12 protein-coding genes and 1 tRNA gene are annotated in these 14,135 nt (G+C 71.5%); 6 read left to right on the top strand and 7 right to left on the bottom strand.

The window, feature by feature from the left end; genetic code table 11:
• Nucleotides 1-386 precede the first annotated feature (386 nt).
• A tRNA-Arg gene (locus ABZX11_RS41040) sits at nt 387-463 on the top strand.
• Between the two features lie 216 nt (nt 464-679).
• On the opposite strand, the gene ABZX11_RS41035 is transcribed toward ABZX11_RS41040, so the two are convergent.
• Entirely contained in the window at nt 680-868 is a 189-nt protein-coding gene (locus ABZX11_RS41035) for a hypothetical protein (protein WP_354923796.1), read from the bottom strand.
• Nucleotides 869-1,202: 334 nt separating this feature from the next.
• Between ABZX11_RS41035 and ABZX11_RS41030 the strand changes: the two genes are divergently transcribed.
• Nucleotides 1,203-1,418, top strand: coding sequence for a hypothetical protein (locus tag ABZX11_RS41030; protein ID WP_354923794.1), 216 nt, complete (start codon nt 1,203-1,205; stop codon nt 1,416-1,418).
• A gap of 625 nt (nt 1,419-2,043) precedes the next feature.
• On the opposite strand, the gene ABZX11_RS41025 is transcribed toward ABZX11_RS41030, so the two are convergent.
• The 5 genes from ABZX11_RS41025 to ABZX11_RS41005 all read right to left on the bottom strand — a co-directional run bounded on the left by ABZX11_RS41025 (nt 2,044) and on the right by ABZX11_RS41005 (nt 8,620).
• Nucleotides 2,044-3,192, bottom strand: coding sequence for a nucleotide disphospho-sugar-binding domain-containing protein (locus tag ABZX11_RS41025; RefSeq protein ID WP_354923792.1), 1,149 nt, complete (start codon nt 3,190-3,192; stop codon nt 2,044-2,046).
• 19 nt (nt 3,193-3,211) lie between these two features.
• A complete protein-coding gene (locus ABZX11_RS41020) occupies nt 3,212-4,228 on the bottom strand; it encodes an alcohol dehydrogenase catalytic domain-containing protein (protein WP_354923790.1) in 1,017 nt (338 codons plus the stop codon).
• 86 nt (nt 4,229-4,314) lie between these two features.
• The gene (locus ABZX11_RS41015) at nt 4,315-5,478 is read right to left on the bottom strand and encodes a DegT/DnrJ/EryC1/StrS family aminotransferase (RefSeq protein ID WP_176171925.1); all 1,164 of its coding nucleotides are present in this window, start codon (nt 5,476-5,478) and stop codon (nt 4,315-4,317) included.
• 83 nt (nt 5,479-5,561) lie between these two features.
• On the bottom strand, nt 5,562-7,160 hold the full coding sequence (locus tag ABZX11_RS41010) for an MFS transporter (protein ID WP_354923788.1): 1,599 nt from the start codon (nt 7,158-7,160) through the stop codon (nt 5,562-5,564).
• 275 nt (nt 7,161-7,435) lie between these two features.
• On the bottom strand, nt 7,436-8,620 hold the full coding sequence (locus tag ABZX11_RS41005) for an acyl-CoA dehydrogenase family protein (RefSeq protein WP_176171927.1): 1,185 nt from the start codon (nt 8,618-8,620) through the stop codon (nt 7,436-7,438).
• A gap of 253 nt (nt 8,621-8,873) precedes the next feature.
• On the opposite strand from ABZX11_RS41005, the gene ABZX11_RS41000 reads away from it, so the two are divergent.
• On the top strand, nt 8,874-9,701 hold the full coding sequence (locus ABZX11_RS41000; RefSeq protein ID WP_354923786.1) for an alpha/beta hydrolase: 828 nt from the start codon (nt 8,874-8,876) through the stop codon (nt 9,699-9,701).
• A gap of 24 nt (nt 9,702-9,725) precedes the next feature.
• On the opposite strand, the gene ABZX11_RS40995 is transcribed toward ABZX11_RS41000, so the two are convergent.
• Nucleotides 9,726-10,298: an NUDIX hydrolase gene (locus ABZX11_RS40995; RefSeq protein WP_176171929.1), complete on the bottom strand. Its 573-nt coding sequence runs from the start codon at nt 10,296-10,298 to the stop codon at nt 9,726-9,728.
• 205 nt (nt 10,299-10,503) lie between these two features.
• Here ABZX11_RS40995 and ABZX11_RS40990 point away from each other — a divergent pair, with 205 nt between their 5' ends.
• Genes ABZX11_RS40990 through ABZX11_RS40980 form a run of 3 tightly spaced genes read left to right on the top strand, consistent with a single transcriptional unit; the run spans nt 10,504 to nt 14,130 of the window.
• Entirely contained in the window at nt 10,504-11,898 is a 1,395-nt protein-coding gene (locus tag ABZX11_RS40990; RefSeq protein ID WP_354923784.1) for a nucleotide sugar dehydrogenase, read from the top strand.
• Nucleotides 11,895-12,875 (top strand): NAD-dependent epimerase/dehydratase family protein, encoded by a 981-nt coding sequence (locus ABZX11_RS40985; RefSeq protein ID WP_176171930.1) that lies wholly within the window; start codon nt 11,895-11,897, stop codon nt 12,873-12,875. The genes ABZX11_RS40990 and ABZX11_RS40985 overlap by 4 nt, the downstream gene beginning before the upstream one ends.
• A 34-nt stretch (nt 12,876-12,909) precedes the next feature.
• Nucleotides 12,910-14,130 (top strand): class I SAM-dependent methyltransferase, encoded by a 1,221-nt coding sequence (locus tag ABZX11_RS40980; protein WP_354923782.1) that lies wholly within the window; start codon nt 12,910-12,912, stop codon nt 14,128-14,130.
• The last annotated feature ends 5 nt before the right edge of the window (nt 14,131-14,135 follow it).

Raw genomic sequence — 14,135 nt, 5'->3', positions numbered from 1 at the left:
GCGCCCACGGGCCCCGGCTCCCGATGCAGCGGGAGCCGGATTTCGACGGCGAGACGCTGCCTCAGCCACGTTCCCGACGCGGCGGAGCTCCGGGCGTGCGGTCGCCCGCCACGGCCGGAGCGACGGCGGACAGAGCAAGAGCCTTCTGATCTCTGGATAGCAGGTTCGGATCCGCCAGGGAACCCCGGAGCCGTTATCCGACCCCGGAACAAGAGGAGCACGGAGGGTAATCATGTGGTGGCCGTGACGCCGTCAGCGCCGAAGTTCCCGATTACGTCGAACGAGACCTGAAACGATTGGCCGGTGTCGAACGATCGAGAGGTTGGCGACGACTAAGCTGCCGGTGCCGGGCGACCGGCACGATCGGCAGCAGGCCGTCGGCGCGGGCCCTCGTAGCTCAGCTGGATAGAGCAAGAGCCTTCTAATCTCTAGGTCGCAGGTTCGAGTCCTGCCGGGGGCGCCACCAGGGAAGACGCCGTGCGCAGCCGCACACGGCGCTCCCCTGGCCGACGTCACGGCTCCCGCCGTCTCTCATCCCACTGTGGACGGTGACCGGGCACAGTCGTCGCCCGTGCTGCAGTGCGGAATCCGCGTCACGCAAGCGGCCGACTGGCCCAATCCGCTTCCTCGCTTTTCCTTCCGAGACCATCTTGTGATCCAGGCGACCGAATCCGCCCGATCACGCTGCCCGCAACCGGCCGGTCACGCGCAGCAATAGCTCGCGACGCGTTGCCCCGTCCGGCTCATTCCCCTGGAGAATCCCGTGCCCAAGCCCGAACCCGAATCCCGAGACCACCGTCGACGCACGAACAACGCCGCACGGCCGATCTTCGCCGAAGCCCGGCGGATCGGCCTCGTCCAGCGGCATCTGAGGAAGCTCCACCACCTGGCGACGCGCACCGGACCACCGCCGACGGCAGGCGGCGCACCGTCCACACGGGAGATGCCGCCCCGCACTCAGCAGACGCAGGACGGCTCGCGACCGTCCACACCGGAGGCCGCCTGACGAGACGGGGCCGCACGCCGGCGTAACCTCGGCCCGCTTACCTCATCGGCGGCACCGGCACATCTTCCATCTTGCTCTCTTCCGCCGCCGAGCGGCGAACCCCTGCTCGGATCCCCTGAAGGTGGTATTCCGCGGCCGGAAACAGCATGATGGAAGAACACGGCCCGCCCGGGCCGACGAAGGCGGAGGAAGTCCGGTGTCGGATTCGATGGGGAGAAAGCTGCTGAACGCCGTCGAGCGGTCGGCGGGCTACAGCCACAGCGGGTATCTGCTGAACGGCCTCACCGGACCGGGCCCGTTCGCCGCACCCGCGTTCCTCGCGCCCGTCTGGCACCCGGACCTGCGGCTTTCCCCGTCGCTGAGCCGCCACGAACGCGAGACGTTCGAGCGCATCACCGCCTGGCTGCGCTAACACGTCGCAGCGCGTCGGCCGCCTTCTCACCACCACGGGCGGCCCGACCTGCGCCGACCCGGGCCTGGGTCGGCCACGCCACCTCTGCAGGAGCCGACTGCGCTCTCGACTCGGTCCCCACAGCCCACCTGTGCCGACAATTCACGCCACCTCGGCCGCTACCCCGCGCCGCCAGCCCCCGCGCCACTTCCGCCGAGGTCAGCTGCACCACACCGCCTGCGGCGCCGACTACTCACGCCACCCCGCGCCGCCAACCCCCGCGCCACATCGGCCGAGGTCAGCAGCACCGCCCCTTACCGCGCCGACCACTCACACCGCAAGGCCCTCGCCCACCGCGGTGGTCGAGCCGGTAGCGGCGTTCGACTGGCCGCATACCGCGGTCCCGTAGCTCATCAGCCGAGCCGGGGCCGTCGGGAGCGCTGGCTCGGCCCCACCGCCCGGCTGCACCGACTGCTCATGCCCGAGGTCCTTCCCGACCACAATGTCCGAGCCAGCCAGGGCCGTCAGGAGCGCTGGCTCGGCCCCCGCGGCCCAGCCGTGCCGAAAGCCTCGGTCGCTTCCCTCGCCACCGCGCGCCGCCAGCCCCTGCGCCACCTCGGCCCGGGTCGACCGCGCCGCTGGCTGGTCACGCCGCCTCGGCGGCTCCCTCTGTCACCAACTCCGCCAGCTCCTCCGCCACCTCAGTCGGAGTCGGCTCGGCCGCCAGCTCGGCCGCCAGTGTCCGGGCCGCGCGGCGGTAGGCCGGCCTCTCCAAGATTTCCGCGCACCGCCGGGCGATGGCCTCCGGGGCTATCTCGTCCGGCAGGAGCCGTACGCCTGCGCCCGCGCGGGCTATCGACTCGCCGTTGTCGAACTGGTCGTCGAACACCGGGAGGACCAGCTGGGGCAAGGCCGCCTCGATCGCCGTCAGGGCCGTTCCCTGGCCGCCGTGGTGGATGACCGCGTCGCACGCCGCGAAGACCGGGGACAGGGGCATCCGGCCCACGTGGTGGACCGAGCTCGGCAGCGGGGGCCAGCCTGCCGCGATGCGGTCGTCCACCGCCACCACCAGCTCCACGTCGAGGTCCGCCAGCGCGGCCACGATGTCGGCCACGCTCTCCGTCACCTGGCTGCGGCCCGTACGCGGGACCACCGTGCCCAACGTCAGGCACACCCGGGGCCGCCGTCGCCGGCGCAGGACCCAGTCCGGGACTCGGGCCTCGCCGTTGTACGCCAGTGGCCGGATTCCCCGGTGGCCCGCCGCGTGCGGGAGGCGCAGGGACGGGGGCCACGGGTTCAGGACCGCCGACGGCCGCGGGATCACGTCCAGGCCGCGGGCCGCCAGCTGGCACGACAGCTCCGTCGCCGCTCCCCGGCGGTACTCCGGCAGGGCCGCCACTCCCCAGTGCAGCTCCACCCGGGGGATGCCGAGGCTCCACGCCGCGATCGGGCCCGCGAACTCCGCGCGCTCGCTGACCACCACGTCCGGGCGCCACGCGCGCAGCACCACCGACGTGCCCGGCAACGCTCGCGCGGCCATGCGGCCGAACACCCGGCCGTGGGCCGTGCGCTGCTCCGCCAGGCCCTCGCTCGGGCGGTCGTCCGCGACCAGGTCGGCGAAGCGCTCCGCCGGGCCCGACGACGTGCCCGGCAGGCCCGACCCGAGCACCGTCGGGACGAAGTGCTCGGCGCTCAGCACCAGCACCTCGTGCCCCGCCGCGCGGCACGCCCACGCCAGCGGGACCAGCGGGAAGAAGTGACCCGGCAGGGCCACGGTCGTGAACAGGATCCGCACAACAGCCCCCAGGCGCGGTTCAGTACGTGACGACGGCGCGGAACCGCACCTCGCCCTTGCCGACCTTGCGGACCGCCTCGGCGATGTCCTCGGCCGCGAACGTCTCCACCAGCGGCTTCACCTTGCCCTGCGCGACCAGGTCCAGCGCCTCGCGCAGGTACTCCGTGCCGTTGTGGGTCGCGCCGATGATCCGCTGGCCCAGCCCGAAGAACGGCAGCGTGGGCGGCAGCGTGAAGGGCTCGGTGACGTCGATGCCGGCCAGCACCAGGCGGCCGTCGACGTTCAGGCCGGTCATCGCGTCGGCGGCCGCGCGGTAGGACGTGCCCGTGACGAGCACCACGTCGGCGCCGCCCGCCGCACGCAGCTCCTCGCCGTTGGAGACCACCGTGCTCGCACCCAGCTCGCGGGCCAGGTCGTGCTTCTCCGGCGAGCTCGACACCGCGATCGTGTCGAAGCCGCACGCGCTCGCGTACTGCACCGCCAGGTGGCCGAGGCCGCCGATCCCGAGCACCGCGACGCGCTCGCCCGGCTTCGGGTCGGCCGAGCGCAGCGCGCTCCAGCTGGTGTACCCCGCACACAGCACCGGGACCGCGAGTTCCGGGGACAGGTGGCCGGGGATCAGCACCGTCTGGTCGGCGGCGACCACCATGTACTCCGCCTGTCCACCTTGGACGGTGAAGCCGGTGGAAACCGGCGCTGCGCAGGCGAACGCTGCGCGCGCCGACAGCGGGAGGCCGAGCCGGCAGTAGTCGCAGCTGCCGCACGTGCCCCGGATCCAGGTGGTGCCGACGACGTCGCCGACCTGGCGGCTGGTGACCGCGTCGCCCACCGCCACCACCTCGCCGACCGGCTCGTGCCCGGGGATCGCCGGGTCGAACGCCGGGAACGGCAGCATCCCCTTGGTCACCAGGACGTCGTTCGAGCAGATCCCGGACGCGCGGACCCGGATCAGCACGTCGGCCGGGCCGGGCTCGGGGGTCGGGACCTCCCGCAGCTCCCAGTCTTCGTTGACCCCGGGAATCACCGCTGCCTTCATGACCATCATCCTCACTCCGACGCCGGGACGCTTACCGACAACGGTGCCAGAGCGGCGCCACGGCGCCGTCTTCCCGGCTGCGGACTTCAGGCCGCGCGCGCGACGCGGGTGCGGCGGCCGGTGCACTCGCGCACGGCCGAAATCACCCGGTCGACATCCGTGTCGGACAACGACTGGTGCATCGGCAGCAGCAGCGTCTTGGCCGCGGCCGCTTCGGCCCCCGGGAGCACGGCGGCCGAGCCGTACGCCGGCACCTGGTGCAGCAAGGGGTAGCGGAACGTCGTGTAGACGCCGAGCTCGTACAGGTCGCGGGCGACCTCGTCGCGGATGCCGCCCTCGAACTGGAGCCAGTACATGTAGTACGACGACGTGTGACCCGCCGGGAGCGGCGGCGGGACGCGCAGACCGGCGACGTCCGACAGGCCGGCGTCGTAGGCCTCCGCGACTTCGCGGCGCCGGGCGATGAAGTCGCCGAGGCGGCTCAACTGGACGTTGCCGATCGCCGCGAGCACGTCGTTCGTGGTGGAGCGGCGGGAAAACGACGTCACGTCGAAGTCCCACCAGCGGGTCTGGGCGCGCATCGCCTGGTCGTACCCGCTGCGCTGCTCCATTCCCAGGTAGGCGATCTTGGGCGCGCGGGCGGCGAGCTCCGGGTCGCGCACGCACAGCATGCCGCCGTCCACCGTGACCACGATCTTGCCGTGGTCGAAGCTCCACACGCCGATGTCGCCGAAGGTACCGCAGCTCTGACCGTCCACTGTGGAGGCGATGGCGACCGCGGCGTCCTCGATCAGGTGGATGCCGCGGTCCTCGCACAGCCGCGCGATCCCGGCGACCTCGCCGGGATAGCCGCCGTAGTGCAGGATCAGCACCGCCTTCGTGCGCTCGGTGAGGACGGCCTCGACATCCGTCACGCGCGGGTTCAGCGTGGCTTCGTCGACGTCGCAGAACACCGGGACCGCGCCGCGGGCGGCGATCGCGTTGCCCGCGCCCACGAAACTGGGCGACGGCAGCACGACCTCGTCGCCCGGCCCGACCTCCAGCAGCTCCATCGCGATGAACGTCGCCTCGGTGCAGGAGTTCGTCGACGTCACGTGCCCGGGGTCGACCCCGATGTGCCGCGCGAAAGCCGACTCGAACTGCTGCGTGCGGGCGCCGCGGCCGATCCAGTTGCTCTCGAACACCTCCCGGACCGCCGCGAGCTCCTGCTCGCCCAGTGCCGGCTGCATGACGTTGATCATGGGCTCCATCGGTACTCCTCGGCGTGGCTCGTTCACGGGACAGTCCGGCCGGACAGCTCGCGCTGTCCGGCCGGACCGGGATTTCCAGACCGTCAGGCCTGGGCCGCCTCCGCGGAGGTCTCGCCCTCCGCGGCACCTTCCGGCGCGGCCTCCGGCGGCGGGCCCGTGGGGGGCGCCGGCGGGACCGGGATGTGCCGGAGGGTGGCGAAGGCCAGCGCGGCCAGCGCCACGAACACGACCGCGCAGATGCCGGCCGTGGTGTTCAGGGCGCTGGTGAACGCGTTGCCGGCCGCGGAAAGCAGGTCCTGCGCGACGTTCGGCGGCTGGGAGCCCGCCGCCTGGACCGCGCTGGTGATGCTCTCGCGGGTGGCGTCCGCGGCCGGGCCCGTGACGCTGGCCGGCACGGTCAGGTGGCTGTGGTAGGCCGCCGTCGCGATGCTGCCCAGCGCGGCGATGCCGAGCGCGACGCCCAGCTCACCACCGGTCGACTGCAGCGAAGCCGCCGACCCCATCTTCTCCGGCGGGGCCGAGCCCATGACGACCTTGTTGACCAGGACGCCGATCGGGCTGCCACCGATGAAGATGATGCTCGAGCCGACGATCAGCACCGCCACGCCCGACGTCGTGTCGTACAGGCTCAGCACCACCATGCCGACCGCCGCGACGAGCATGCCGACCATCATGATGATGCCGGGCTTCACCTTGAGCGACAGCGGGTTGGTGACCTGGATGCCGATCACCATGAGCACGGCCGGGATCAGCAGCAGCAGTGCGGACTTCAGGGCCGAGAAGCCCTCCACCTCCTGCAGGTGCTGGGTCACCAGCAGACCCGTGCCACCCTGGATCGCGGCGAACAGCAGGCCGAGGATCAGGCCACCGGAGACGGCCTTGATCGCGAACAGGCGGACGTCGAGCAGCGGGTTCGCGAGCTTGCGCTGCCGGGTCACGAAGACCACGCCGAAGATCAGGCCGGCCACGGCGACCAGGACCGGGGCGACCGACCAGCCGGAGCGGACGACCTCCTTGAGGCCCCAGATGAACGGCAGGATCGCCAGCAGGGACAGCAGCACGCTGAGCAGGTCGAGCTTGCCCGCCTGCGGGTTCTTGAACTCGGGCAGCAGGATCGGCCCGAACACCAGCACCAGCACCATGATCGGCACCGCGAGCAGGAACACCGAGCCCCACCAGAACGAGGCCAGCAGCAGGCCGCCGACCACCGGGCCGAGGGCGATACCGGCCATCATCGAGGTGGCCCAGACACCGATCGCGGCACCCATCTGCTTCGGGTGCTGGAACATGCCCATGATCAACGCGAGCGTCGACGGCATGATCGTCGCACCCGCGATACCGAGCAGGGCCCGGATGACGATCAGCATCTCGGGGTTGGTCGAGAAGGCCGCCACCGCGGAAAGGATGCCGAAGGCCGTGGCGCCGGTCACCAGGACCTTCCGCCTGCCGATCCGGTCACCGAGCGTGCCCATGGTCACCAGGAACCCGGCGATCAGGAAGCCGTAGATGTCGGTGATCCACAGCTGCTCGGTGCTGCTCGCGCCCAGGTCAGCGCTCAGGTGCGGAAGCGCGAGGAACAAGACGTTGATGTCCATCATCGTCAACATCGTGGGGAGGGCGAGCACCGCCAGCCCCCACCACTCCCGCCGCCCGGCCAAGGGCGGCGCGCCGTTACCGGTCACAATTCATCATCCTCTCTCCATCAAAGCCGCCGGCCAACCGAGGGATCACAAAGGCCAGACGCACGAGGCGTTGTGACTTCGAGGTCGGTTCGTACGGTGAGCAACTGTCCCAGAGGCCGATCGTCACGAGCATCTTCCGGAATGCGGTGCGGCGGCCAACGGGAACCGACCCGCCGAAACGTGCGTTCTCCCGGTTTTTCCCCGGGCGTTCCCCGCCCTGACCTGCGGCAGCGAATTCCTGCGGCGGGCCGGGGCGGAACGGCGAAATCAACGGCTCAGATGTATGCGGTGTCCGGTTCCAAACCGCACAGAATACGACCGTACAATTCCGAGGCGGTCGTCGGGTTGATCAGCGCGTGCAGGCTCGCCGCCTGAAGGTCGTGCAGGATGCCCTGGATCGGCACGTGCTGGTAGATCGACGCACCGCCCGAGCCGGCGGCGAGGATGTCGACGGCTTCCTTGGCCAGCTTGCAGACCGCACCGACGTCGGCGCGGTTGCGGGCGCGTTCCTCGAGCGTCCACGGCACACTTTCGCGCGCCTTGCCGTCCACGGTGGACGTGATCCGGCGGGCGTGGAAGCCTGCCTCGTCGATCTTCTGCGCGGCCTCCGCCACCTGCAGGTGGGTGACCGCCGCGTTCGACTGCTTCTCGTACGCGGTGAAGGCGATCCGGCGGCCGGGCAGCCACTCCAGGAAGTTCTCCATGGCCGCGTTCGCCAGGCCCAGCAGGGTGCCGACGGTGCACGCGCCGGCCACCGGGACCAGCGGGGCGCGGTAGATCGGGATCCGCGCGTTGCGCTCGGACACGCTGTTGCCCTGCACGACCGTCGGCATCGGCAGCGCGCGTTCGGCCGGGACGAACACGTCCCGCGCGACGGTGGTGACGCTGCCCGAGCCCTTGAGGCCGGTGGCGTACCAGTCGTCGACGACCTCCAGGTCCGTGATCGGGACCAGGGCCATCAGCGGGTACGGCTCGCCGCCGTCACCCGGGTCGAGGATGGCGATGACCTCCTGCCAGTGCGCGTGCGGCGCGCCGCTGATGAAGCTCCACTTGCCGTTGATGACGTAGCCGCCGGCGACGGTCTTGGCGAACCCGGTGGGGCTGAGCGTCCCGCACACCCGGACGTCCGGGGTGCTGAACACCTCCTCCTGCACCTCCTCCGGGAACATGCAGACCATCCAGCCCGGGATGGAGTAGACCGAGGCGACCCACGACGCCGAGCCGTCGCCGCGACCGAGCTGGGTGGCCACCTCCATCAGGGTGGTCGTGTCGGCCTCGTACCCGCCGAACCGGGCGGGGACGCGGAGCTTGAAGATCCCGGCGTCGGCGAGCGCGTCGATCGTCTCCTCGGTGAGCCGGCGGTCCTGTGCGGCCTTGCCGGCGTTCGCGCGCAGCAGCGGGACGAGCCCGGTGGCGCGTTCGACGAGCTGGGCCCGGGTCGGTAGTGGGGTGCTCGGCACCTGGACCTCCACGGTGTGACGGGTCTACGGAGGCCCGGCCGGGCGGCTCCGGGCGCAACAGGACGCCGCGCGCGCTGCCGACGGTCGCACCGCCGGGGAAACGCTCGCACCTTGCGGAATGCGGCCGGTGCCGGAGCCGCAATCCGGAAGAGGCGGGACGGGCGGGCGGGGGGCGGAGGCCAAGCGGAGAGACGCGCGGGCGGGCCGCTCCCGGCGACACTGGCGCCAAACCGTCCGTGACCGGAGGATGCGCATGCGAGCCACCATCGACCGACTGGCCGTGCCCGGCGCGAGCCTGTACTACGAGGTCCGCGGCGCCGGCCCGGCGCTGCTGATCATCCCCAGCGGCAACGGCGACGCCGCGCCGTTCGTGCCGATGGCCGAGTCGCTCGCCGACGAGTACACGGTGATCACCTACGACCGGCGCGGGTTCTCGCGCAGCCCGCTCGACGGCCCGGTCGGCGACGACCGGCTCACCGAGGACGCCCACGACGTGGGCGCCCTGCTGCGGCACCTCGCCCCCGGCCCGGCCGCGGTGTTCGGGTCGAGCTCCGGCGCGATCGTCGCGCTCGCCACGCTCGAACGCCACCCCGGCCTGGTGCACACCGTCGTCGCGCACGAGCCGCCGCTGGCGTCGGTGCTGCCGGACGCCGAGCGCTGGCTCGGGTTCTACTCCGAGCTGTACGAGACCTACCGGCGCGACGGCGTCGACGCCGCGCGGAAGGCGTTCCGGGCCGGGATGGGCATGGAGACCACGACGAAACCGCCGCGGCGCACCGAGCTGCCGCCGGCCGAGCTGGCCGAAATGCTCGGGCGCATCCGGCGCAACCACGTGTTCTGGTTCGAGCACGAGCTCAAGCCGTACCCGGCGTACCGGCCGAACCTGCGGCTGCTGAAGTCACTGGCGAGCAAGCTGGTCCTGGCGGGCGGCGACGCGCGCGACACCTTCCCGTACCGGCCCAACACGGTGCTGGCCGAGCACACCGGCAACGCGATCGTGCACCTGCCGGGCGGGCACGTCGGGTACGTCACGCACCCCGAGGCGTTCACCGCGGCGCTGCGGGAGATCGTCCGGCCCTGACCGCGCCGGACGAGGGCGGCACTTTCACGCGGAAGTGCCGCACTCCTCCTCGTGCAGGCGCAGCAGCATGTACGACGACACCGTCGTGTTGTCCCGGATTTCCCCGGTGCGGATGAGGGACTCGAACTCCGCGCGCGAGCACCACCGGTGCCGCATGTCCTGCTCCTCGTGCTCGCGGTCCGGCTCGCCCTGGGTCAGTCCGGTCGCCAGGAACACCGTGCACATCTGGCCGCTGGCGCCGTGCCAGGCGGCCAGCCTGCCGATCGGCACCATCGAGGCCGCCCGCAGGCCGGTCTCCTCGGCCAGCTCGCGGTGGGCCAGCTCGAGCGGGTCGCCGCCGCGGCGGCCGGGGAAGCACCCCTGCGGGAACTCCCAGTAGCGCCCCAGCAACGGGTACCGGTACTGGTCCACCAGGTGGAAGCCGTCGTTCTCGCCCGCGATCACCACGGCGAAGTCGGGGCGGTCGATCACCGAATAGATGCCGTGCGAACCGTCGGGGCGCTCGATGCCGTCTTCGCGCACGCTCAGCCACGCGTTCTCGTACACCAGCCGGGAGGAGATCTGCCGGATCACCGGGAGATCGGCGGCTTCAGCCATGCCCACCACGATAAGCGCCGTGGCCCGGCCGGGCTTCTCTGGCGGTGCGGCGCAAGCAACAGAGGAGACGCGACCCGCGGCGCGGCGCGCGGACCATGGTCGGCGGGGAGATCCGCGGTCGGCGCGCGTTCGCCCCCGACGAGTTCGTGCAGGACCCGGCCCGTGCGCCGGTCCCGGAGGCAGTATCACCCGATTGGAGACGCGAATGCGTTTTCTGCCCGACCAAGACCGGTTCCGAGTGGCGGTGATCGGATTCGGCTACGTCGGCTCGTGCATCGCCGCGACGCTGGCCGATCGCGGGTTCGACGTCGTCGGCGTCGACACCGACCCACGCCTGGTGGACGAGCTGGCGCGCGGCCACTGCCGGTTCGCCGAAGAGGGGCTCGCCGAACTGATCTTCCGCGGCCTCGCCGACGGGAACCTGCGCGTCACCACGGACATCGCCGAGGCGGCCGAAGCCGACGTCGTCCTGATCGCCGTCGGCACCCCGGTGCGCGAAGACGGGTCCCTGGCCGAAGAGCAGCTGCGCGGCGCCTGCCGGGCGCTCGGCGAGCACCTGCGGCCGGGACAGCTGGTCGTGCTCAAGAGCACCGTGCCGCCGGGCACCACGCGCGGCATCGTGCTCTCGCTGCTCGAAGAGGAAAGCGGCCTGCTCGGCGGCGTCGACTTCGGGCTGGCCTTCACCCCGGAGCGGCTCGCCGAAGGCACCGCCCTGCGTGAACTGCGGACCTTCCCGATCGTGGCCGGCGGCCTCGGCGCGGAGAGCGAGGCCGCGGCAGAGGCGTTCTGGCGCCGCGCGCTCGGCGTCGAAGTCATCCCGCGGGACTCGCTGGAGGCGGCCGAGATCGTCAAGCTGGCGAGCAACTGGTGGATCGACCTGAACATCGCGCTGGCCAACGAACTCGCCATGTTCTGCGCGCTCTACGGCGTCGACGTGCTCGACGTGATCACCGCGGCGAACACGATCCCCAAGGGCGCGGGCAACGTCAACATCCTGCTGCCCAGCGTCGGCGTCGGCGGCTCCTGCCTGACCAAGGACCCGTGGATGGTGTGGCGTTCGGCCGAGCGCCACGGCCTGCCGATCCGGACCGCGCCCGCCGGCCGGGAGGTCAACGCCGGGATGCCGGAGTACACCGCGCAGCTGGCGATCGACGAGCTGGTGCGCCAGGGCAAGAACCCCACCGGCAGCAAGGTCGCCGTGCTCGGCCTGGCGTTCAAGAACGACACCGGCGACCTGCGGGCCACCCCGACCGCCGGCGCGGTGAAGACGCTCGCCAAGGCCGGGCTCACCGTGTCCGTGTACGACCCGCTGGTCGACCCGGACGCGGCCGAGAAGCTGTTCGGCGTCCGGCCGGCCGCGAGCCTCGAAGAAGCCGTGCGCGACGCGGACTGCCTCGCGGTGCTGGCCTACCACCGCGACTTCCACGACATCGACTTCGCCGCGCTGCCCGTCGCCCCGAACTGCCTCGTCCTCGACGGCCGCGCCTACTACCCCAAGGAAAAGATCGCCGCGCTGCGGGCCGCCGGATACGTCTACCGCGGCATCGGCCGCGGTACCGCCATCCCGGGCCCGCCGACCGGGACGGAGACCGACCGATGAGCAACCCCCAGCACGCCGTCGTCACCGGCGGCTCCGGCTTCGTCGGGTCGCACCTGGTCGAGCGGCTCCTCGACCGCGGTGACCAGGTGACCGTCCTCGACGTCGCGCCGCCGCGCGTCCCGGTCGAGGGTGTCCGGTACGTGACCGGCGACCTGCGTGACCCCGCGAAGCTGGCCGAGGCGATCCGGCCCGGCGTCGGGGTCGTCTACCACCTGGCCGCCGTCGTCGGCGTCGACCAGTACCTGGCGCGTCCGCTCGACGTCATCGACATCAACTACGCCGCGACGCGGTCCGTGCTCGACCTCGCGCTCGAAGCGGGCGCGAAGGTCGTGCTGGCCAGCACCAGCGAGGTCTTCGGCAAGAATCCCGCGGTGCCGTGGGACGAGGACGGCGACCGCGTGCTCGGTGGCACGTCGCACGACCGGTGGTCCTACTCCTCCAGCAAGGCGCTGGCCGAGCACCTGACGTTCGCCTTCGCGCGCCAGCGCGGGCTCGAGGCGACGATCGTGCGCTACTTCAACGTCTACGGCCCGCGGCAGCGGCCCGCCTACATCGTGAGCCGGTCGATCCACCGCGCGCTCAACCGCCGGTCGCTCGTCGTCTACGACGAGGGACGGCAGACCCGCTGCTTCACCTACGTCGACGACGCGATCGAGGGCACGCTGCGCGCCGCCGACCACCCGGGCTCGTCCGGGCAGGCGTTCAACATCGGCAGCATGGTCGAGACCACCGTCGGCGAAGTGGTCCGGCTGGTCGGGGAGCTCACCGGGACGACGGAGATCCTCGACGTCGACACGGGAGTCAAGCTCGGCGCGTCCTACCAGGACCTGCCGCGGCGGGTGCCGAACAACGCCAAGGCGGCCGAAATCCTCGGCTGGCGCCCGGAAACGGCGTTGCGGGACGGGCTGATCAAGACCGTCGAGTGGGCACGCGGCGCGGACTGGTGGCTGGCGCAGGACGACAAGGGCGCGGAGTGAGGATTCGATGACCACCAACAGTGAGGGCCGATCCATGGGTACGAAGTGTCGGGTGTGCGGCGGCCACGTGGCCGAATTCGTCGACCTCGGCGACCAGCCGACGGCGAACGGCTTCCTGCTCCCCCACGAGGTCGAGAACGAGTTCCGCTTCCGGCTCGCGGTCGGGGCGTGCGAGGACTGCACCATGGTGCAGCTGATGGAGGAGGTGCCCCAGGAGCTGCGCTACCACGCCGGCTACCGGTACCAGGCCTCCGGCTCGGCCGGGCACCGCAACCACTTCCGCGCCGACGCCGAGTGGTTCCTGGCCAACGAGCTCACCGGACCGGACCCGTTCATCGTCGAGATCGGCTGCAACGACGGCGTGATGCTGTCCACGATCGCCGAGGCCGGTATCCGCCACCTCGGCGTCGAGCCGTCCGGGAACGTCGCCGACCTCGCCCGCGCCAAGGGGGTCCAGGTGCTCTCGGCGTTCTTCGACGCCGAGACCGCGGCCGCCGTCCGCGGGGCGCACGGCGCCGCCGACGTCATCTTCGGCGCCAACACGATCTGCCACATCGCGCACGTGGAATCGCTGTTCCGCGGGATCGACGCGCTGCTGTCCGAGAACGGCATCTTCGTGTTCGAAGAGCCGTACCTCGCCACGATCATCGAAGGCATGGCCTTCGACCAGATCTACGACGAGCACGTGTTCTACTTCAGCGCCGGTTCGGTGCGCGCGATGGCCGAGCGCTTCGGCTTCGAACTGGTGCACGCCGAGCACATCGACATGCACGGCGGCGAAGTCCGCTACACGATCGCCCGTCCCGGCGCGCGCACGCCGTCGGCCAAGCTCGACACGCTGCTCGCCGAGGAGGAGGCGGGCAAGCTCTCGGAGCCGCTGACGTTCGCGCGGTTCGGCCGCAACGTCGAGCGGATCCGCGACGACCTCGTGGGGCTGCTGACGCACCTGCGCGACCAGGGCAAGACCGTCGTCGGCTACGGCGCGCCGGGCAAGAGCTCGACGGTCACGACGTACTGCGGCATCTCGACGGACCTGATCCCGTTCGTCGTCGACTCGACGCCGGGCAAGCAGGGCCACCTGCTGCCGGGCTCGCACCTGCCGGTGAAGCCGCCGTCGGCGTTCTCCGACGGCTACCCGGACTACGCGGTGCTGTTCGCGTGGAACCACGCCACCGAGATCATGGCCAAGGAGCAGGATTTCCGCGCCGCGGGTGGCAAGTGGATCCGGTTCGTCCCCGAGGTCGAAGTACTCTGACCCGC

Source organism: Amycolatopsis sp. NPDC004169 (genome assembly GCF_040610315.1).
Classification (GTDB): domain Bacteria; phylum Actinomycetota; class Actinomycetes; order Mycobacteriales; family Pseudonocardiaceae; genus Amycolatopsis.
Note: the sequence above shows the minus strand (reverse complement) of the source record. Positions and strands in the feature narration are given on the sequence as shown.